Genomic DNA, 20,874 nt, shown 5'->3' on the forward strand with positions numbered 1-20,874 from the left:
CGGTGGCCAGGACCGCGCCGGACAGTGCAGAGGTTCCCATCGCCGATGTCCAGACGGCGACCTACACGGTTCCGACGGAGGGGCCGGAAGCGGACGGCACGTTCAGCTGGGACTCCACCACCATGGTCCTGGTCCAGGCAGCAGCGGGCGGAAAGACCGGACTGGGCTGGACCTACGGTCCCCCGGCGGCAGCAGCCCTGGTGGAGGACCTTCTCGGTCCTGCCGTGTGCGGCATCGACGCCCTCGACGTTCCCGCCGCCGCGGCGGCCATGGCGCGTTGCGTCCGCAACCCGGGAAGAACAGGCCTCGCGTCCTACGCCGTATCCGCCGTCGACTGCGCCCTCTGGGACCTGAAGGCCCGCCTTCTGGACCTTCCGCTGCACAAGCTGCTCGGCGCCGTCCGGGACAAGGTGGCGGTCTATGGCAGCGGCGGCTTCACCACCTACACGGAAACCCAGCTGCGCGACCAGCTCGAAGGCTGGGCCCTCGGACAGCACATCCCCCGTGTAAAGATCAAGATTGGACAGGACAACGGGACGGACGTCCGGCGGGACCTGGAGCGGATCCACCAGGCGCGCGCCGCCGTCGGCCCTGGCGTGGAACTTTTCGTCGACGCCAACGGTGCGTACACAGCCAAGCAGGCGGTCCGCGTAATGCGCGCGGTTTCCGGCGAAGACGTTTCCTGGTTCGAGGAGCCGGTCTCCAGCGACAACCTGCCCGGGCTGCGGGAAGTCAGGAACGCCGTCGACGCCGACGTGGCCGCCGGCGAGTACGGAACCGGGCTTCCCTACTTCCTGCGGATGTGCGCGGCCGGTGCCGTCGACTGCCTGCAGGCGGATGTGAGCAGGTGCGGGGGCATCAGCGAATGGCTCCGCGTCGCCGCGCTCGCCGCTGCCCACGGCCTGGAAGTCTCCGGCCATTGCGCTCCCAACCTGAGCGCCGCCGTAGCCGCCGCCACCCCCAACTTCCGGCACCTGGAATGGTTCCACGACCACGTCCGCATCGAGAGCCTCTTCTTCGATGGAACGCTGGACCCCGACGGCGGGTGGCTCAGCCCCGGAGCGGGCAGCGGCAACGGCCTCTCGCTCCGTACCGCGGACGCCGACGGATACAGGGTCGGCTGACCAGCCGCCGCGGCCCGCCAACAAAGCTCACAGCGCCAGGAAGGACCCCTTCAATGGAGACACCGCACAATGAACCGGACGGTCGACCCACCTCCGGGGGTGCCTGATGGCGGAGATCAGCGACTATGCAATGGTGGGTGATCTGCACACAGCAGCCCTGGTTGGCCGCAACGGATCCATCGACTGGATGTGCCTGCCAAATTTCGATTCGCCGGCCTGCTTTGCGGCACTCCTGGACTCCCCGGAGGCGGGACGCTGGCTTCTGGCACCGGCCGGGGCCGGCGACTGCACCCGGCGGCGCTACCGGCCCGGAACCCTGATCCTGGAGACGGAATGGGACACTGCAGACGGCAGCGTGCGGGTCACGGACTTCATGCCTGCCCGCGATGACTCTGTCGACATGGTCCGCATAGTGGAGGGTCTCAACGGGAGCGTACGCATGAAAGGCGAGCTGCTGCTCCGCTTCGACTACGGGCGCATCGTTCCCTGGGTCCGGCGCATGGGTTACGGCATCAGCGCCATTGCCGGTCCGGACGCCGCCTACCTCAGCACCCCGGCGCCCGCGAGGGGCCAGGACATGCGGACCATCAGCGAATTCACCGTCAAGGCCGGTGAGCGGGTCCCTTTCGTCCTGCATTGGGCACCGAGCTGGAAGCCAGTTCCGGACCGGACCGACCCCAACCGGGCCCTGGCTTCCACGCAGGCTTTCTGGGATCAGTGGACCGGCCGCAACACCACTGCCGGCCGCTATCACGACGCCGTCCAACGGTCCCTCATTACCCTCAAGGCACTGACCTATGCCCCTACCGGCGGCATCGTGGCGGCCCCCACCACGTCCCTGCCCGAAGACCCCGGCGGCAGCCGCAACTGGGACTACCGGTACTGCTGGCTCCGGGACGCCACCCTGACGCTGCAGTCCCTGCTCGCATGCGGTTACACCGAGGAAGCAGCTGCGTGGCGGGAATGGCTGCTGCGGGCCGTCGCAGGCGACCCCGCCGATCTGCAGATCATGTACGGGATCGACGGCACCCGCCGACTGCCCGAGGCCGAACTTCCATGGCTCAAGGGGTTTGAGGGCTCGAAGCCGGTCCGAACGGGAAACGCGGCGGCACCGCAGCTTCAGCTGGACGTGTGGGGCGAGGTACTCGACGGCCTCGCGCTCACACGGGCCGCTGCCCCTAACGGTGCTGCGGATGATTCCTGGGACATCCAGGTGGCGCTCATGGAATACCTAGAGGGAGCTTGGGACCAGCCGGACAACGGGCTGTGGGAGATGCGGGGCCCCCGGCGCAACTTCACCCATTCAAAGGTCATGGCCTGGGTCGCCGCTGACCGGATGGTCAAAGGCGTCCAGCAGTACGGGCTGCCGGGTCCCCGGGATCGTTGGGCTGCGCTGCGGAAGCAGATCCACGACGACGTCATGGCCCAGGGCTTTGACGAAAAGCACAACACTTTCGTCCAGTCCTACGGCAGCACCGAACTCGACGCCAGCCTGCTGCTTATCCCCCGCGTCGGGTTCCTGCCACGCAACCATCCACGCGTCACCGGCACTGTCGAAGCTATCCAAAAGAACCTCACCCGGGACGGCTTCGTTCTGCGCTACCACCCGGAAGCGGCCAATGACGGGCTGCCCGGCACCGAGGGCGTGTTCCTCGCCTGCTCCTTCTGGCTGGTCGACGCGCTCCTGGGAATAGGACGCCGCGAGCAGGCCACCGACCTGTTCGAACGTCTGTTGACACTCCGGAACGATGTGGGCCTGCTCAGTGAAGAATGGGACCCCAAGAACCACCGCCAACTTGGAAACACTCCACAGGCTTTCAGTCATTTCCCCCTCGTCCACTGTGCCTTGCAACTTGGCTACGCCTCCGGCCCCGAAGGTCCGGAAAAAAATGCCTCACCAGCCTAAATCTCTTGCGTATACGCAAAAGTTGCTATTGAATAAGAGAATATTCCGCGTGGGGCCAGGAGCGACGGGACACCTGATGGATTCCACCGCCGCGGCGCCCCCCGCACAAGTCCCGCTCCTTCCGTCCTGCACGGAAAGCAGGCCCGTCCGGGTCCGCGGGAGAGCGTCAGCATGCTGGGGTGCTATCTGATAAGCCATATTGCGAAGGAGCAATTCCGATGGCACGCAACGCCATGTCAGCGACTGCGGTGGGAAACGCCCGGTGGAAGAGGCTGATTCCCGTCGCAATCATCGTGTACATCATCTCGTTCATGGACCGAACCAACATCGGCTTCGCCCTCAACGGCCTGCATCAGGACCTTGGCATCGACGCCGCGCAACAAGGGCTGGCTGCGGGTATCTTCTTCATCGGCTACCTCGTCCTGCAGATACCAGGCGGACACCTTGCCGAGCACTGGAGCGCCAAGAAATTCGTTGGCATCATGGTGCTTGTCTGGGGCGTGCTGGCGGTCCTCTCCGGATTCATCCAGGATTTCACCCAGCTGCTCGTGGTGCGCTTCTTCCTCGGCGTGGCCGAGGCGGGGATCTGGCCGGCGATCCTAGTCCTGATCAGCCACTGGTTCCCCGCTGCCGAACGGGCCCGGGCCTATGCGTTCTGGATGATGAACATCGCCATTGCGTCAATCATCACGGCCCCGCTGTCCGGGTGGATACTGTCCTTCTCGGACTGGCGGTGGCTGTTCATCATCGAGGGAATCTTCCCGTTCGTCATCGCCGCGCCGTTGTGGTGGGCCCTGATCGCCGACCACCCGCGCGACGCCAAATGGTGCTCCGAGCAGGAGCGTGAGTACATCGAACAGGGCCTTGCTGCTGATGCCGCGGCCCATCCCCAGCAGGAAAAACTCGGCCTGCGGCACGTCCTTTCCAACGCAGTGGTGTGGCGGCTGACCCTGGTCTATTTCCTCATCCAGATCGGGTTCTACGGCATCAACATCTGGCTCCCGCATGTCATCAAGACGATCACCTCCGGTTCTTCCCTGGAGGTAGGCCTGGTCACGGCCATACCGTACGTGCTGGCCATGTTCGGCCTCTGGTACAACGCCAAGGCCGCCGACCGATCGGGCCGCTACTCCACCCACGTGCTGTTGTCCATGGCCATCGGCGCTGTTGCCCTGGTCATCTCGGTGGCAACCGGGGACAACCTTCCGTTCCTCGCGGTCACCCTCATCAGCATCGCCGTCGCCGGAGCCTTGGCCTATGACGGGCCGTTCTGGGCTTCCGCATCCCGCGCCATGCCGGTGGCGGTGGCCGGCACCGCCATGGGACTGATCAACGCAGTAGGCAACCTCGGCGGATTCGTGGGGCCCTACGTGGGCGGGTATCTGCAGGACGTGACGCACGGCAGCTTCCTGGCCACGTCCATTTTCCTGGCATGTTGCCTGCTCGCCGCCGGACTTGTAATGCTGAGCCTGCGCCGAGGCGGTGACAGGCCAGTGGCAGGCGGAGAGGGGGATGCGCAGGAATCCCGGCGGAGCCATGCTGGAAAAAACTAGCTAGTCCACGGAAGCGGCCTTGGCTTCCCGGCCCCTCCGGGCAGCCAAGGGCCGCTGCCTTTGTCCATGATGATGCCCTTGGCTACTTCTTGCCGGCCTTGAGGTCACTCACCACTTTGGCAATCCGGCGTGACCGGGTTTCCGGAGTCTTCGACCCGACAACAGGCTCGACGTAGCGGCGTTGGGTGCTGTAACTGAGCGTTTGGTAGAAGGCATATGCCGCAGGTTCGGCCTCAAGTGCTTCGGCAAGGTCGGGGGGAACATCAACGCTCCGTGGCTGCGTGTCCAGCCCTAAGGCCACCTCCACTGTGTCCCCGGCAGAGGTCCCTGTCAGCTCCCGGTTGGCAGCGCTGAGCCCGATCATGTTCTGGCCGCCCATAACCGCGATGGTGCTGCGGTAGCTTTTTCCGTTGATGGTCACAACCACTGGCGGCCGCCTGCCCGCGTTAAGTGCTTCGACGATTTCCTCCGGAACCTCGATGCCCACTTTGCCGCCGGTCCCCCGGAGGGTTGTGGTGAATTTCAGCTGCAACGTGCGTCCCCTGGCTTCCGGTCCAAGACCAAGGCTGCGGCGAAGGCCCCCGTCACCAGGCGGAGCGGGATATGCGGCACTGTCATGATCGTTTCCTTTCGCAGAACTGGATTTCCCCACGTGAGCCGAGCCTAATTTCCGGTACCGCGCTCCGCCACCCCCACAGCCAGCTGGGTCCACGGAAACAACTAATCCCCCGGACCTTCCTGATCCGGCATCAGCTGCGGCCTGCTCCGCACCTGGATCCTCCAGCCCTGGGCAGCCGTGAAGCCGGCCAACGCCGCCCCCTCCCCAAACACGCGGCTGTCAGCAGACGCATGGCGCAGGACCGCACTGAGGCAGGGCAGGCCCATCAAGGCCTTCTGGGCGTGTGCCAGGGCTTCGTGCAGCGTGCTGCCATTGATGGCAGCACGACCGACAGTATGGCTGGTCACGTACTCCAGGAAGTACGGCATAAAGCGCAGCGTGGCACACAGGGGAACGCCGTCGTAGAGGCCTTGGTCACGGCACTGGACGCAGCGCTGCCTGCCTGCCCTGAGCGTGGTCCCATGGCGTGGCGGGGCGGCTGTGCCGCTGCTCCCTCCATAATCTGAAGACGCCGACGGAAACGGCGCCCGACGCATAAAAGGTGAGGTACATGATGGTGGAACAGTGTCCTGTCTCCAACGAAACTCCGATCGGTCCCACCGGGGGTATTACGATCGACCAGTTACTCATTGAGAGCCGGATGGGACTTGATCGTGTTCATCCTGCCGATCTTGAACTGGAAATGGCGGCGGGTGCCCTTGTTGTCGACACCAGGCCGGCCGATCAGCGGGACCGTGATGGGGCGCTTCCCGGAGCAATCGTCATTGACCGGAACGTGCTCGAGTGGCGGCTCGACCCTTCCAGCCCCCACCGGATCCCCGGCGCTGACGACTTCACGCGGAGGATCGTGGTGGTGTGCAATGAGGGGTACAGTTCCAGCCTCGCTGCGCATACCCTGCAACGGCTGGGGCTGACCCGGGCTACCGACCTGGTCGGTGGCTTCCAGGCGTGGGCCGCGTTACGGACGCAGTCCGGCACGATGCCGCCGGGCCGGTGACGGTTCCCGCCTGTACCCGGAAGGGCCAGTAGTCGGAAGGAGCATGAAGATCACAGGACCACGCACGGGTGCCGGCCACGGATTTTCACGTCTGACAGTGTCCCTTCAGGCGGGGCCCGCAGTGATTTATCCTGCAGGGGATGCATCCGTTTCAGGCATGCTCCACGCAAAGGAACCCATCAGATGAGCCTTCCCCCAGGAATCAATCCTTCCGCGCGGCCCAGCGGTACGGGCTGTGCAGAGTGCGACAACCAAGGCGGGTGGTGGTTCCATCTGCGCCGGTGCGCCCAATGCGGCCACATCGGATGCTGTGACTCCTCGCCAGCCCAGCATGCGAGCGCACACGCGGCCGGCACCGGCCATCCTTTTGTCCGTTCCTTCGAACCCGGCGAGGACTGGTTTTGGAACTACGCCACGGAGGAATACTACGAAGGGACGGTGCTCGCGCCGCCCCAGCACCGTCCGCTCAGCCAACCCGTCCCGGGACCGGCAGGACGGGTGCCCCCGGACTGGGAGCGCCACCTGCACTGATGGCGCACGCCCTGCAGCCGGGCCTTGAGACGCAGTAGGCGATCCCCCGAGGCGAGCTTCGCGCACTGCCGCCGCCCGGCGTCGTCCGTTTTCCCAAAGGGCCCAACTTCCATTCCGCCGGCGCCCCTCGGAGCGTACATTGTGCACATGGGAGAGACCCTCAATTTTCGCCGCGGCGTACTCGCCGGGCGGCTCATGGATGTTGCTGAATTCACCCATGCGCACTGGTTCTTCGGCAACCTCTATGAGCTTCTCGTCAAGGTTCCCCATCGCGTGGCCGGTGCCGAGGCCAGCAGCGAACTCTCCCGCTCCCCTTTCGGGGCAGGCAGCCCGGGCCGGTACTATGCACCGGTTGCGCCGCTCAATGCACCTGCGGCCATCGGCGCACTCATTGTGGGGTGGGACCGCCCGTCCGCCAGAGTGTCACTGATCGTGGGCGCCGCGAGTTCCGCGGCAGGCGCGGCCGCAACCGCCTACATCCTTCGGTATCTCAATCCCCGGCTGTTTTTCAGCCCCCATCCGCTCCCAGAGGACCAGCGTGGTCCCTTGCTGGCGCGGTGGTACCGAATCCATAGCCTTCGGTTGGCGGCCAGCGCCGTGGCACTGGCCGCCTTCCATCATGCCCGGACTGTGGCGCTCAGGGCCCGTTGATCGGCACCTTCAGCCCCAGCTGGGCGGCATGAACACCAAAGGTACGGGAAGTCGCCGTGACCGTGCGCCGCAAGAATTCCCGCCCCACCGGTGCGGAGTTTCACCCACGTCTCCCCGTCGTGCCGTCCTAAGCTGTGGCCATGCACCCCTTAGTGGCAATCGGTCTGGTGTTCCTCACCTGGTTTGCTTGGACGGGCACCATACTGACGTTGTTGGTGTCCCTTGCAAAAGCCCGACGGCGGAGATCAGCCCACGCCGGACGCAGTGCTGAAACTGCCCAGGCCAGACCCGCTGGCATGGCGCCAGTCAGGACGTAGCGACCCTTTGCAAGTGCACCTGCTCCGGCAAGGTTATTTGGGCCCGAGGAAGATCGGGTTGGTCAACGCAGCCATGGGGCCCAGCAAGAGTGCCGCGCCCATGTTGGTGCCGTTGCTGGCGGTTCCGTCAGCCATCGGATGGCGCACTTCTGCCCTGACATAAGCGGAAAGCTGCGCTGTAGTGACCCAGGTGTGCGTGCCCTGGCCGGAGGCCGGGAGCGCCACTTGCTGCGTCTGTCCCTCGTCGGTGATGATCCGGATGACGCCATTAGGGACTCCGCTGACATCCACACGGACCGTCACGGGCGCATCGGCCTTAACGTCGAGCCTCTCCCCTATGCCTGCCTTACGGCCTCCCGCGGAAACGCCAAAGTCCAGGGAGATGTTGGCGGACTCTGCAATCCAACTGTGCCCGTTGCGGATGCCGTCAAGGATGGCATCGTGGGAAAGGGCCTGGGCGTTGACCACGTTGTGTGGCACGCCGATGACCTGCGGCTCGCTGTGCGCGTCGCTGTTGCCCATGGCCGGGACCCAGCGTCCGCCGGTGCGCACCGAATGGGCGAGCATGGAGTCCCACGTGTTGATGGCATATTCGTCGTCCACAGTCCACGGTCCGGTCCAGACTTCGACGGCGTCCGCATCGTCGTAGCCGAACTTCCAGCGGCAGGCGACATAGGGGCAATACGGGTGCGCGGGGACTACCAGGCCGCCGGAGGCGTGGATGCGCTGGGCCTCCTGCTCGAAGCCCTTGTCACGGGCGCGGTAGCGCCAGTCGATCCAGTCCCCTGGTTCGATGCCCAGCGCGAGGTAGTGGCCGTTGCGCGTGGTGACTTCCTCGCCGGTGAGGATGAGCAGGTCGTCGCCGGCCAGGGGTCCCCAGGCTCCGTGGGAAGCAGGCGTGTTGTGGTCGGTGCTGATCATGAAGTCGAGTTTCGCTGCCCTCGCTCCAGCAGCAACTTCCGCCGGGGTGCGCTTGCCATCGGAGTAGATGGTGTGCAGATGGGCGTCTCCGCGGTACCAACCCGGGCCGCGTCCGTTTACCTGCGTGGCCGGGTACTGGGGACGGAAAGGGGTGCCGTCAGGGCCGTAGCCGAGGGTGACGTTGACGGTGTAGTCCATGCCCTGTTCGGCCACCTGGTAGGGGCCAAGCGCGATATTCCAGGTGCCTTTGCCCACGGGTCCAGGCAGATACCCTGGCGTGGCTTCGGCAGCGCTGATGAAGAACTCGGTACGGAAGCCGCCGGACCAGCCGCGGAATCCCTTTCCGGCAAGGTCGGTGCCCTTTTCGTCGAAGATTCCGATGTCGCAGGCGTTGGACAGGAGTCCCGGAGTAACCGAGGGTTTGCTGTAGCTGTACGAAACGCTGATCTTGTTCACGCCGGCGGGTACCTCAACCGGCAGGTACACGAAATCAGCGGCACCCGGATCGAGGTGCCCGGTGATCGTCTTGGTCCTGCTGGTGCCGGTATCGGCCGCGGCAAAGGATAGGGGTGCCAGGGTCACGGCGGCACCGGCCAGCGCAGCGGCAAGGAATCCGCGGCGGGAAGGGGACAGGAAAACACTTTCAGCCTCGTGGGCCTTACATGGTGAAGTCACCGCCCGAGTCTCACCATGCGGACTGAACGGCAAGCGACATGCATGCGAATACCTGGAGAACCGCTGTACAAAATTAGTAGTTGAGTAGCATTTTTTGGACTGCCCGTTCCATCCGGCATGGTTGCCCCAGGCGGCGGCCACGACCACCATGGAATTGTGGCCATGAACGCCGTCCGGCATCGACTGGTTCTGTCCCTGTGCCTGCTGGTCCCACTGGCAGCAGCGGCGGGGTGTGCCTATGACTACCCGGACCAGGCCAACAGGACGCCCGCCGAACCCGGTACCCCCGTACCCGGACTCCTTGGGGGAACGCAGGCCGCCACCCCAACGCCGAACCCGCTGGTCCTTGAACGGGAGGTGCGGAACTACCAGGAACTGGACGGACTCCTTAAGTCGGTGCCCGGGCCGGTCCTGCTCTTTCAGGAAGGGCCACTTGACGGCCCGGCCCGGGGTTTTGGCACAACCGAGGAGGTGCCTGCGGCTGGCCGATACACGGTGACGGCAGCCTGCGTTGGCGGGTCCAACGCCAAGATCTTCATCCGGCAGGAGAATCCCAAGGTCACCCTCTGGCCCGTCGAGCTCACTGTGGACTGCCCGGGGGCAACGTCACAGGTGATCACGCTCCAGGAAGGCTATGTCTCCGCGCACCTGTCCTTGCCGGGGCCCGCAGATACACCGTGGACGGGCGCGGTGGGCGGAGTACGGGTGACGGGTTGAGCCAGGATCTGCGTGGCCGCCGGTGCCCGGCGGAATAGGATCGTGCACCACTATGTTGGCTTTCGGTGTGAAGAGTATCGGATTCTTGTCCTTTGGCCATTGGACCGACCACCCGGAGTCCGGCACACGCAGCGCGTCGGACGCGTTATTGCAGGCCATCGACTTGGCCGTCGCGGCAGAGGAACTGGGAGCGGACGGCGCGTACTTCCGTGTCCACCACTTCGCCCAGCAATATGCTTCCCCGTTCCCGCTGCTGGCCGCGATCGGGGCACGCACAAACCGCATTGACATTGGTACCGGCGTGATCGACATGCGTTACGAGAATCCGCTCTACATGGCGGAGGACGCGGGCGCGGCCGACCTGATTTCCGGCGGCCGGTTGCAGCTTGGCATCAGCCGAGGTTCACCCGAGCAGGTCATCGATGGGTGGCGCTACTTCGGTTTCGCCCCGAAGGAAGGGGAATCGGATGCGGACATGGGCCGCCGGCATACTGAGCGCCTGCTCGAGGTTCTCACCGGGAAGGGCTTCGCGGCGCCGAGCCCCCGCCCGATGTTCCCCAATCCTCCTGGGTTGCTGCGCATTGAGCCCTACTCGGAGGGACTGCGGGACCGTATTTGGTGGGGTTCCGGCTCGAACGCAACGGCGGTGTGGGCCGCGAAGCTGGGCATGAACCTGCAGAGTTCCACGCTCAAAGACGACGAGAGCGGCAAGCCCTTCCATGTCCAGCAGGCCGAGCAGATCGAACTGTACCGGCAGGCCTGGAAGGAGGCCGGGCACGAACGGGAAGCGCGCGTCTCGGTCAGCCGCAGCATCTTCGCCCTGACGAACGACCTCGACTGGCGATACTTTGGCCGTGACCGTCAAAGCTCCGACCAGATCGGGAACATTGACGAGAAGACCCGGGCAATCTTTGGCCGCTCCTACGCTGGCGCCCCTGACGAGCTGGCCGCCATGTTGGCCAAAGACGAGGCCATCGCCGCGGCGGACACCCTGCTCCTCACTGTCCCCAACCAGCTTGGTGTGGACTACAACGCCCACGTCATTGAGTCGATCCTGAAGGACGTGGCTCCACAACTCGGCTGGCGCTGATCCGCGTCGGGTGGGTCCTGTTCGACACCGGACTGGAGGGAAGCAGTCCCATGATGAGCCCGCCTTGGCACTCGCCGGCGCGGTCCCGGGCCGATGCCTCTCGATGGGCTTCGGATCGGCCGTAGCCCCCTACAGCTGATCGTCCGGGCAGCGGTCACTGGATTGGATATCCGGCTATGTGGTTGACCCCGTTCTTGAACAGGGCCAAAGGGCACTAGCTTGAAAGGCTCTCCCGAACCTAAGGTTCCGTCAGTAGAAATCATGCCCGCCGATGGTCCTCACCATAGGTAAAGACCGTCCCCCGCAGCTGCAGCCTAACAACGAGCCCCGGAGCGGGGAAAACGATGGATGCACAAGAGAACAGGTACTCCGCCCTTCCGCCGGCAAGGAATCACCAGGACACCCGTCTGTCAGCGGACTTGTGCTCCGCGTCCTCCAGGGATTCCCGGAACGTACCCCGGAGTTCAGCCGCTGGCAGGCCCGCATGGAGCCCCAAGCGCACAGCAGCAACACGAGGCGCCAACCGCACGCGAGCGACCCTGCCGCTGCTGTCAACGTTCGTGCATGTGAACCGGAGATCCCCTAATTTACCGGTGCATGGGGGATCGTTCTCCCTGGCCCACCCACATTGAGGAGAAACCAATGACTGCCAAACGCTTACGTCGGGCCGCGCTGACCGCTATATTTCCGGCCGCCCTCATGCTCAACATGTCCGGCGCCTCTGCCACGACAATCAGCCCGCTGTCCGTGGCAAGTGGGGCCAGTCCGTTCTCGGCCTGCGGGTTCGGCTCCGCTCCCGGCGCCGTGAACTACCTGAACGCCGAGGTGGAGCCGTGGGTATCTGTCGATCCGGCCCACCCTAATAAGGTCATCGGCGTGTGGCAGCAGGACAGATGGTCTGACGGCGGCGCCCGCGGGCTCGTGGCCGGCTACTCGACGAACGGCGGAACCACCTGGAAAGAGACCGCCCAGCCGTTCTCCGCGTGCGCCCCGGGCGGCCCTTCCCGCTACAACCGGGCGTCGGATCCTTGGGTCTCTATAGGCCCGGATGGTACGGCGTACTCGGTATCAATCTCGTTCCAAGGTGTCGGTTACGACAACGCGGTCCTCGCTTCGACGTCACGCAACGGCGGAGCAACGTGGACTGCGCCGAAGACCCTGATTGAAGACCTGGGATCGCCCCAGTTCTTCAATGACAAGGAGTCCGTCACTGCTGACCCCTTGGTTGCGGGCACCGCCTACGCGGTGTGGGACCGGCTCGTTTCACCGAACGATAACCCGCGAAGCACGGCCCATGCGTCCGCCTTCACAGGACCGACGTTCTTCTCTAAAACGACGGACTCAGGCGTCACGTGGAGTACCCCGAAGGTTATCGTGCCCACGACCAACAAGCAGCAGACCATCGGTAACCAAATAGTTGTTGGACCGAGTGGAACGCTTTACAACTTCTTTGACCTCATCCTGGGCACAGGCGCTAACGGTGTGGACCAGCTGCACGGGCTCAACGTGGCCTTCACCACGTCCGTAGACGGTGGCGCGAGCTGGACGGCACCGCAAGTCATCGCAAAGCTCAACACAGCGGGTGTTACCGACCCCAACACCGGCGCGGCCGTTCGGACCGGAGACATAATCCCAGAGCCCGCTGTCGACCCGGCCACCGGCCAGCTCTATGTCGTGTGGCAGGACTCCCGGTTCAACGGCGGCCACTACGACGAAGTCGCGATCTCCACGTCGACCGACGGCGGCCGGACCTGGAGCGCGCCCACACAAGCCAACTCTCCACGGGGAGTCCCCGCCTTCACCCCGAGCGTCCGCGTTGCCGGCGGCAAAGTTGGAATTGCCTACTATGACTTCCGCAACCTAGCCGCGGGAAACACATCCAGCCTTCCCACGGACTACTGGTTCAGGTCCTCCACAGTGGGCACTCTTGCGCTCGGTGGCGATACCCATGTGCACGGCCCGTCCGACATGATGACGGCACCCTCCGCCCGCGGGTTCTTCATTGGCGACTACGCCGGGCTGGCAACCGCGGGCTCATCATTTGCGTCGCTGTCCATACGGGCCAATGACGCGAATACATCCAACCGGACCGACGTCGTGTTCTCATCCGTCACGCCCTAGCCCAGCTGGTCCTCCCATCCAGGCGCCGGCTCCGGGAACCTCAGGTGCCAAGAAACCGTCAGTAAGGAGATCATCATGTCCGCACGCACAGCGCAGGGATCGCCACGTGCCGCGAGCCGCCACTCCCTTGCCTGCATCCTTCCCCCGGACCTACTGATCGAACTGGCCCGCGGCGCGGACGCTGCCCACAGGGACTCGCTATTGTCTACGCTGGCCATCGATCAAGGACTTCGGGTCGCCAGGGCCGAGATCGCAGCCCGCACCCTCCAGCACCCCACGGCGGTTGGGCGCACGACGGCGGGGGGTGCCCCCACCCGCAGAATCTACGACCAGGCACATTCCAATGACCAGGTTCCGGGGAGGCTCGTGCGCTCCGAAGGAGATCCACCGGACGCCGACCATTCCGTGAACCAGGCCTATGACAATTTCGGTTACACGTACGCCCTCTACTGGGACATCTTCCACAGGGACTCGATCGATGACCAAGGCATGCCGCTGGAGGGATTGGTTCACTTCGGCACGAACTACGACAACGCCTTTTACGACGGAGCCGGCCACATGTTTTTCGGCGACGGCGACGGCAAGACGCTCACAGACACCACCAGAGGCACCGACGTGGTCGGGCATGAGCTCACCCACGGCGTGACCCAACACGAAGCAAACCTGACCTACTCCGGCCAGTCCGGTGCACTGAACGAATCGTGCTCGGATGTTTTCGGCGTCCTGGTCAAGCAGTATCACCTCGGCCAGTCCGCCCAACAAGCGGACTGGCTTATCGGCGCTGATATCGTCGGTCCGCTGCTGTCCCCCGCCCTCCGTTCCATGAAGGCTCCCGGTACCGCCAACCAGTACGACCACCAGCCTGCCACGATGGACGGCTACGTCCGGACGACCACCGACAATGGTGGCGTCCACACCAACTCCGGAATCCCGAACCGCGCGTTCTATCTCGTGGCCACCGGCATTGGAGGCAACGCATGGGAAGCGCCCGGACAGATCTGGTACGACACCCTCGCTGATCCCAGGCTACGGCCCAATGCAACCTTCAGCTCGTTCGCAGGCCTCACCCTCAGGTCCGCGCGATCCCGCTACGGAACAGCAAGTAAAGAAGCAAACGCCGTTTCATCTGCATGGGACGCAGTCAAAGTCCGGGCTCACTGAGGAGCCAAAGTGTACAAATCCTGGTGTCCTGATCGCAGCAGCAACCCGGCCGCTTTCCCAACGTGCACAAGATTCTGCGGTATTGCCGAAATAGGTTCGCTCATTCCAAGGTCGGTGCGGAGGATGCCATGAAGGAAGACCCAGCAACCCGTCAGCAGCTTTCCGAGCTCATTGAACAGCGCCGCGCGAATATCAGAACCTTTCTGCGCCAGGCCCGGCCCCGGAGGAACAGGCTTATCAACATGAGTGTCATAGGGAGCGCCCTGGCCGCAGCACTGACCGTTGGGCCCGCTGCAGGGGGTACTAAGTTCACAGAGGGCGTCCAGGCTCTGCTGTCGCTGGACGACGACTCGACAGTATGGCGCATCCTTTGCCTGCTCGCCGTACTTTGTTCCCTGACCGCGGCTGTGTCGACGGGTCTGTCCAACTCCCATGAGCTCGCCTCCCGTGTCAGTGCCGCGGAGGCGTGCAATGCGGAATTGGAAGGTCTCGCGGGAGCGTTGGCTTTTGGCCGTCTTCATCTCGAAGATGCCGTCCGGCTCTATCAGCAATACATAGCCAAAGTCGCATTTGTTGACGACACCCTCACCCACACATCGACCAGCGTCAGCTGAGTGCCAGGGAGAGTCACCGGGGAGGGGCCATGTCCTCAGCATTGGAAATTCTCGAGCTTCGCGTCCATGGAGTCCGGAATACCCCACCTTACGAGATGCTGGGAGTCGAGCCTGCAGACGTAGGGCCGGCGGACCACGACGGAATCAGGCTCGTTGACAAGTTGGCCGGTTTTTACAAGGTGAGGCAGTCCCCCGCAGATGCGTCCTCGTCGCCGGATTCGAGAACACAGCTTGAGGCATACAGTTGGGGCAAGCTGGACCGCTTCGCGCCGAACGGGTTTCTTGGTAAGAGCGTCCGGGCACTTTATAACGTTGGATGGTTTTTGATTGCCCCCTTCGGTTTCGCAAACGCCGCCTACTGGGCACGTGTTCTCAAAGCCGATGATAGACGCGGTGACGGAGTCGACCCCGGAACAGGTGCGGCACTCGTACGTCTGTTCAGTCTGCTGCTGACGCTCTTGCTGGCAACTGCCATCGCCACTACTGCCATGGACTTCATCGCCGTTCAGTGCTTTCGCGTCACCGCGGACGGGCACCTGCAGATGTGCGATGCCATGCCGCACTGGTTCGATGGTCTTAGGAGCTTGACGCGGGGCCAACGTCTTGCAGCCGTGTCAACTTTTCCGATCGTCGCCATTGCACTCCTGGCCGCCATCAGCCTGTCCAGTGATGTTCGTTATCGGACCCGGTTTACGGATCAAAAGCGAGTCCAGGGCCATTCTCCTGTTCCAAAGAAGCGGGAACGCCGCACGATGGAAAACGGGCTGCGGCGCACGCCGGTCCTCGCTGCACCGCGGTTGTGGATCCGGCGCGTCAACTCGCCGACAGGAGTGGCACACATTGCCGCCAGCGTCCTGCTCGTAACCTTCCTTCTCGCCGCCGATCTCAGGGAGGCGTCGAAGGACGACGCCGGCATTGCCACGACTTTAGTGGCGGTAACGTGCCTGCTCCTTGTAGTCGTTGCCGGCTCCGTCATGTACTGGGGGTCAGAGAGCGTCCGTGCACCCCTTGGAGCCGGGTTTTCCCGCATGGGCTGGGCCATGATCCTTCTTCTTTCCAGCTTCGCCGTCTACCTTTGCACGGTGGTAGTGGTCTGCCGCGCTACCACTGCCGGGCAGGCAGCCCCCTTCACGGTGGCCCAGCTGGTGCCGACAGTGCTCGTTGCCCTCCTGGCGATACTCGCGACCTCGGGATTCCTTATGCGCCTGGCCCCGAATGCCGCCGTCGTCTGGGGAACCCTGTTGTGGTGTATTGCCCTCATCGGCATGCTCATCATTATTGGCCAGTGGAATTTTGCACCAATGTCCGTAAGCGCTGCCTTCGGAATATGCGCGGCCTGCCTGCTGGCTGTGGCGGTATCCCTCATGAACCAGCGTGACAGGGCGCCGGTGCGGCCGCTGGGTCGGCAGGCAGAAGCATGGCATGGCCTGGCTCCCGGCGTAATAATGTACCTCAGCCTTCTGCTCGCAGCCTTCTACTCGAGCGCCATCGTCGTGGGTGTCGGCAACTGGCTGCAGGCCGGCGCCCTCCTTTGGCAACGGGACAGCACCCATCCTCTCTTCCGCACCCTGCTCAACGACGATGCGTCTGCCCTTTCAATCCCCTTCCTTTATTGGGCAGCGGGTGGAGTCATGGTGCTCCTGGTCCTTGCAGCCGTGGTCATCCTGGGCACGCTCATGCTGGGCAACCTCTGGATCGGTGAAGGAATCACCACTCCTCCGATCGCTGACAGCGAACTGCCCTACACGTCAGAAATAATGGCCGTCCGCCGCAGAAGCGCCCTGCTGCAACGCGGTGAGCGGGTGGTAGAGCTGGCAGCAGGGGCCACCCTCGCGGGCGTCCTCCTGGTCCTTGCGTTGACCATCCTCCATGAGAACGGCACAGGCCATGAGTGGCTCCGGCGCCTGTGGTTCTGGAACGCAGTCTCCCCGGCCGGCACTTGGGTGGCCACGAGCGCCCTGACAGCCGCGGGGGTGTTGATAGTAGGGGTCGCAATTTCGAGCGCCGTCGTGGGAACAGGCAGGCCGCTCGGGCTGCTTTGGGATCTGGTGGCTTGGCTGCCAAGGGCCGGCCACCCTTTTGGCCCCGCTTGCTACTCCGAACGAGTGGTGCCCGAACTTGCCAACCGGATGCTCCAATGGCTCACCGACCAGAAGAAGGTGGACGACCCGGCAGTGCTCGATCAAGTGCAGCCCTCGCGCCGCATTCTTTTGGCTACGCACAGCCTGGGAGCCGTCCTGGGCATAGCCGCGATATATCACCTGGCCGCCATGGCCCAGCACAGGGAGCTCGAGGCCGGGCCAAGGGGCACGGATGCCGACGCGGCCAAGGACAGGGTCAGCGACCTTTTGTCCAGGATCAGATTGCTCACTTTCGGTGTCCAGCTGCGCCCATATTTCGGCAGATTCTTCCCCGACCTGTGGGGACCGGCCGTCCTTGGGACTCCGGGTGTACAGGGACCACGATATTTCCGGAGCGATCCGTGGAAGGGCCGTTTTCTCCCAACGCCGCCCGTCCCGTCCGATGGCCAACTCGCGGGCCTCCTGGGCGGCGGCGCAACCGGTCCTGGAGTGTGGCTGAATGTATGGCGACGGACGGACTACCTCGGCTTCCCCGTCTACGCCTATCCGCACGACACCCCGGAAGCGAACGCGCTGGACGGCGTTGCCCTCGAGATAGAGCCCGACTCGTATCAGGCACTGGTGGCCACGCACGGAAACTACTTCAAGACCGGCCGCTACGCCCTTGCCCGGGAAAGCTTGCTGAGGGAATGGGACCTCCAGGAGGGTAGTAAATAGGTCTTTGACACCAGGCGGCCAACGCGGGGCAGCTTCGCTACGGACCCTGCCGGAGGGCTATGTGGACGGTGCCACCACGTCCTCCAGTACTGACCTGTCAAAGAAACGGATCTCGCCCGTTGCCTCGAAAAACACCGGAACTACTGATGTGCTCAAGTCTTTGGACGTTTCGTAGATTTCAGCCGCACCCCCGTGCTTCCTTGCAATGGTTCCAACCATCTCGGTACCGCGAACCCGCACAGTTCGATATTTGTAGCTCATCATGGCTCCTTCGTCGGCTACGGCACACCCTACCCCTTGGGAGTCCCGCTCCGGGAGGTAGTCTCCGCGACAATGTGATCCGAACCAATCTAGGAACAGCGGGAACCACTCCAGGCCCTAAGCCGTCGGCAGCGATCGCAATCTCAGTCTCAGGGGCCCCCAAACTCAAGGCGCTGATGCTATGAAGGGCTGCCGCCGAATTGTTTTTGCATGTCCAGTTCACCACTCGCTGCCTCCGCTTTCCGGCCCTCTCTGCGGCGGGGAGGATGACAGAGTTAGGATGTGCCCGGAGTGCCCTCCGTCTTGTTTAGTAAGTCAAGGACCGCTGCGCCCTCCTCAAGCAGGGGGTCGCGATCGGCTGGCTGCGCCACGAGCCGGGCTACGTCGCTCATGAGGGTTTGCACGGACTGCCGCAAGACTGCGCGGTGAGCGGCGTCTCCAAACCAGGCGAGATCACGGCATACCCGAAGCAAGGCCCGGACGACACGTGGTTCGTTCGATCCGTAACGCCGCACCTGTCCGAGGGCCAAATCGAGGAGATAGGCGAAATCGCGGGCGGGGATATGGCGCCTTATCGTGCCTTGGGCGTCTGTCACTGCTCGCGGGCCATGCTCCCTGAGCGTAAGCGCCGCGAGGATCGTGCCCAGATGGTCGACTGCCTGGTTCGCTGTGTACGGGTCATTAATAGCAGGCGAGAGCGCCTTGGACGCGACGTCCGCGAGCTGTCGGATCCCGAACGCGACGTCCTGCTCAAGGGTCCGTTCGTAACCGATCCGTACACTCTGCACGAGTGCACGCCGAAGCTGGGCGGGGGCGTCGGGCGTAAATGGTCTCCGGCTGCGGTCCGTGGCGTCCCAGACCCAGGCGATGGGTGCTCCGGCAACCACATGCCGTCCCACCATGGGCACCATCCGCGCCTCAAGGCCCCGCTCCGCGAGTGCACTGACGAAGGGCCCGACATGGAAGGCCTGGACGTATCCCGATTCCGGTGCCGTTAGGGCGGTGGCGCCGGGCGGCACGTCCGGCATGGGGAGGCCAGGGTCGCCGTGGACGAATGACTGCTCGATCACCTTCAGCGTCGCCGCCTCGACGCCCTTCATGACTTGGCCCACCTGGATCGAATGCGATAGGTGGTGGACGAAGAACACGAGCATGACCATACTCACGAACAGCAGCATCAGCGCGCCGCTCACGGCGAGACGGGGGTATTCCTCGATGCGTTGGCCGCCAGCGATGCCGACCGTATAAAGCCCCGCCGTGCTGTACGCGAAGGTCGCGACGAAGGCGCTCAGGGTCAACTGGTTGGGGATGTCGCGGAGGAAATTCCGCAGGAGCCGGGGGCTGAACTGCGTCGATGCCAATTGCAGGGCCACCACGGTAAGTCCCAGGACGAGGGCGATGACCGTGACCATCGTGCTGGCGATGCTCACGAGCAGGTTCCGGGCGTCATCGGATGTCCCCTGAAAGAGGAGGACGGCAAGAGGCGACGTCTTGTCGATTTGCACAGAGGAAAGGCTCGCCCCCGCGATGAGCGCGAGCACGACGGCGCATGAAGGCAGCGCCCACAGCGCACTCGCCAGATACTCCCGAAGAGCCTCACGCCTCACATGTGCCACTCTCTGCCGACGGTCCGGGGTCGTCAAGGGGCACGTTGCTGAGTGCTGAGTCCGGCCCACCGCAGGTCCTGGCGCTCAACGAGGATGCCGGACCGGACTCCACACACATGAAGGCCATCCTGATGTGCCACTTGGCGAGGGTGATCCAGCGAGCCGAAGACATGATTTCTGGAATTCCAGGCCGGATCCCTCAACACTCACAGTATCTCCACAGCAGCGCGAAAGGGCACCGACAGCGCACCCCCACAGGATAGGAACAACTTCGAAATCCGGAGTGGAACATTCAAGGAGAAAACTGTGAACAACGTCCGGAAAATCGCGGCAGGCGCCAGCCTCGTCGGTGCCTTGATCGGAGGCGGAGCCCTCACGGCGGCCGCCCTGCCCGCAAACGCTGCCACCACAGCGCCAAGCCCATCCACCACTGGCCGGGCCAGCACCGGCCATGGCAACGAAACTGCCCTCACCGGTGACACCGCTGACAAGGTCAAAGCCGCCGTCCTGGCAGCCAACGCCGGCGCCACGATCGACTCAATGACCACCGAGGATGACGGATCCGCCGCCTACGAAGCCCACATCACCAAATCCGATAACACCCACGCCACCGTCAAACTCGACACCAACTTCACCATCACCGCCACCGAAACCGGCGGCCCCGGCGGTGGACGCGGTCACGGCCACGACGGCAACGAAACTGCCCTCACCGGTGACACCGCTGACAAGGTCAAAGCCGCCGTCCTGGCAGCCAACGCCGGCGCCACGATCGACTCAATGACCACCGAGGATGACGGATCCGCCGCCTACGAAGCCCACATCACCAAATCCGATAACACCCACGCCACCGTCAAACTCGACACCAACTTCACCATCACCGCCACCGAAACCGGCGGCCACTGATAGGGCCTTGACTCCTCGGGCGGACGCTGCCCAGCGGCGTCCGCCCACACCTGTTGACCACCTCAAGTCGCATGTAAACAGCGACCAAGTTACGGGTTGGGCCCAGCCGCTCGAGGTCTCCGGCTGGCCCTCCCCTACCTAAGGACGACGATGATCACTGTCTGCCGCGCCCCTGTCCCACCGCCTGCGAGCCGTCAGCACTTCAACGCTGCTTTAGCCTCCATGCGGGAAACGCCCGCACGATGACTACGACCGCGCCAGCTGGCCCCCAACGCATCGCCGCGGGGCGTCCGACCGGGGATCACGCT

At 64.1% G+C, this 20,874-nt stretch carries 17 protein-coding genes; 13 read left to right on the forward strand and 4 right to left on the reverse strand.

The window, feature by feature from the left end; genetic code table 11:
* The first annotated feature begins 2 nt into the window (after positions 1-2).
* The 3 genes from NIBR502771_RS15720 (at position 3) to NIBR502771_RS15730 (ending at position 4,583) form a co-directional block, all read left to right on the forward strand.
* The gene (locus NIBR502771_RS15720) at positions 3-1,124 is read left to right on the forward strand and encodes an enolase C-terminal domain-like protein (RefSeq protein WP_141160578.1); all 1,122 of its coding nucleotides are present in this window, start codon (positions 3-5) and stop codon (positions 1,122-1,124) included.
* A 106-nt stretch (positions 1,125-1,230) separates the two neighbouring features.
* Entirely contained in the window at positions 1,231-3,030 is a 1,800-nt protein-coding gene (locus NIBR502771_RS15725; RefSeq protein ID WP_141160579.1) for a glycoside hydrolase family 15 protein, read from the forward strand.
* Between the two features lie 218 nt (positions 3,031-3,248).
* Complete coding sequence (locus NIBR502771_RS15730) at positions 3,249-4,583, forward strand: MFS transporter (protein ID WP_141160580.1); 1,335 nt, start codon at positions 3,249-3,251, stop codon at positions 4,581-4,583.
* 82 nt (positions 4,584-4,665) lie between these two features.
* On the opposite strand, the gene NIBR502771_RS15735 is transcribed toward NIBR502771_RS15730, so the two are convergent.
* Positions 4,666-5,115: a YdeI/OmpD-associated family protein gene (locus NIBR502771_RS15735; protein ID WP_246839692.1), complete on the reverse strand. Its 450-nt coding sequence runs from the start codon at positions 5,113-5,115 to the stop codon at positions 4,666-4,668.
* A 188-nt stretch (positions 5,116-5,303) separates the two neighbouring features.
* Positions 5,304-5,570, reverse strand: coding sequence for a hypothetical protein (locus tag NIBR502771_RS15740; protein WP_141160581.1), 267 nt, complete (start codon positions 5,568-5,570; stop codon positions 5,304-5,306).
* A gap of 272 nt (positions 5,571-5,842) precedes the next feature.
* Between NIBR502771_RS15740 and NIBR502771_RS15745 the strand changes: the two genes are divergently transcribed.
* From NIBR502771_RS15745 to NIBR502771_RS15755, 3 genes are all read left to right on the forward strand, one after another.
* On the forward strand, positions 5,843-6,199 hold the full coding sequence (locus NIBR502771_RS15745) for a rhodanese-like domain-containing protein (protein WP_246839693.1): 357 nt from the start codon (positions 5,843-5,845) through the stop codon (positions 6,197-6,199).
* Between the two features lie 183 nt (positions 6,200-6,382).
* On the forward strand, positions 6,383-6,730 hold the full coding sequence (locus tag NIBR502771_RS15750; protein WP_141160583.1) for a UBP-type zinc finger domain-containing protein: 348 nt from the start codon (positions 6,383-6,385) through the stop codon (positions 6,728-6,730).
* A 147-nt stretch (positions 6,731-6,877) separates the two neighbouring features.
* Positions 6,878-7,381 carry a DUF1772 domain-containing protein gene (locus NIBR502771_RS15755; RefSeq protein WP_141160584.1) on the forward strand — a complete coding sequence of 168 codons (504 nt, stop codon included), beginning with the start codon at positions 6,878-6,880 and terminating at the stop codon, positions 7,379-7,381.
* 350 nt (positions 7,382-7,731) lie between these two features.
* Here NIBR502771_RS15755 and NIBR502771_RS15760 read toward each other — a convergent pair whose 3' ends face one another.
* Positions 7,732-9,294: a CehA/McbA family metallohydrolase gene (locus NIBR502771_RS15760; RefSeq protein ID WP_210411235.1), complete on the reverse strand. Its 1,563-nt coding sequence runs from the start codon at positions 9,292-9,294 to the stop codon at positions 7,732-7,734.
* A 117-nt stretch (positions 9,295-9,411) separates the two neighbouring features.
* Between NIBR502771_RS15760 and NIBR502771_RS15765 the strand changes: the two genes are divergently transcribed.
* From NIBR502771_RS15765 to NIBR502771_RS15790, 6 genes are all read left to right on the forward strand, one after another.
* Positions 9,412-10,011, forward strand: a complete 600-nt coding sequence (locus NIBR502771_RS15765; RefSeq protein ID WP_246839694.1) for a hypothetical protein — start codon at positions 9,412-9,414, stop codon at positions 10,009-10,011.
* A gap of 67 nt (positions 10,012-10,078) precedes the next feature.
* Positions 10,079-11,101 carry an LLM class flavin-dependent oxidoreductase gene (locus NIBR502771_RS15770; RefSeq protein WP_141160585.1) on the forward strand — a complete coding sequence of 341 codons (1,023 nt, stop codon included), beginning with the start codon at positions 10,079-10,081 and terminating at the stop codon, positions 11,099-11,101.
* 642 nt (positions 11,102-11,743) lie between these two features.
* Entirely contained in the window at positions 11,744-13,222 is a 1,479-nt protein-coding gene (locus NIBR502771_RS15775; protein ID WP_210411236.1) for a sialidase family protein, read from the forward strand.
* Between the two features lie 75 nt (positions 13,223-13,297).
* Positions 13,298-14,383 (forward strand): M4 family metallopeptidase, encoded by a 1,086-nt coding sequence (locus NIBR502771_RS15780; RefSeq protein WP_141160586.1) that lies wholly within the window; start codon positions 13,298-13,300, stop codon positions 14,381-14,383.
* A 128-nt stretch (positions 14,384-14,511) separates the two neighbouring features.
* Complete coding sequence (locus NIBR502771_RS15785) at positions 14,512-14,997, forward strand: hypothetical protein (RefSeq protein ID WP_141160587.1); 486 nt, start codon at positions 14,512-14,514, stop codon at positions 14,995-14,997.
* Positions 14,998-15,749: 752 nt separating this feature from the next.
* Positions 15,750-17,795 carry a hypothetical protein gene (locus NIBR502771_RS15790; RefSeq protein ID WP_141160588.1) on the forward strand — a complete coding sequence of 682 codons (2,046 nt, stop codon included), beginning with the start codon at positions 15,750-15,752 and terminating at the stop codon, positions 17,793-17,795.
* Positions 17,796-18,331: 536 nt separating this feature from the next.
* On the opposite strand, the gene NIBR502771_RS15800 is transcribed toward NIBR502771_RS15790, so the two are convergent.
* Positions 18,332-19,732 (reverse strand): DUF2254 domain-containing protein, encoded by a 1,401-nt coding sequence (locus NIBR502771_RS15800; protein WP_141160590.1) that lies wholly within the window; start codon positions 19,730-19,732, stop codon positions 18,332-18,334.
* A 237-nt stretch (positions 19,733-19,969) separates the two neighbouring features.
* On the opposite strand from NIBR502771_RS15800, the gene NIBR502771_RS20850 reads away from it, so the two are divergent.
* Positions 19,970-20,566: a hypothetical protein gene (locus NIBR502771_RS20850; protein WP_210411237.1), complete on the forward strand. Its 597-nt coding sequence runs from the start codon at positions 19,970-19,972 to the stop codon at positions 20,564-20,566.
* Positions 20,567-20,874 lie beyond the last annotated feature (308 nt).

Source organism: Pseudarthrobacter sp. NIBRBAC000502771 (assembly GCF_006517215.1).
GTDB lineage: Bacteria > Actinomycetota > Actinomycetes > Actinomycetales > Micrococcaceae > Arthrobacter > Arthrobacter niigatensis.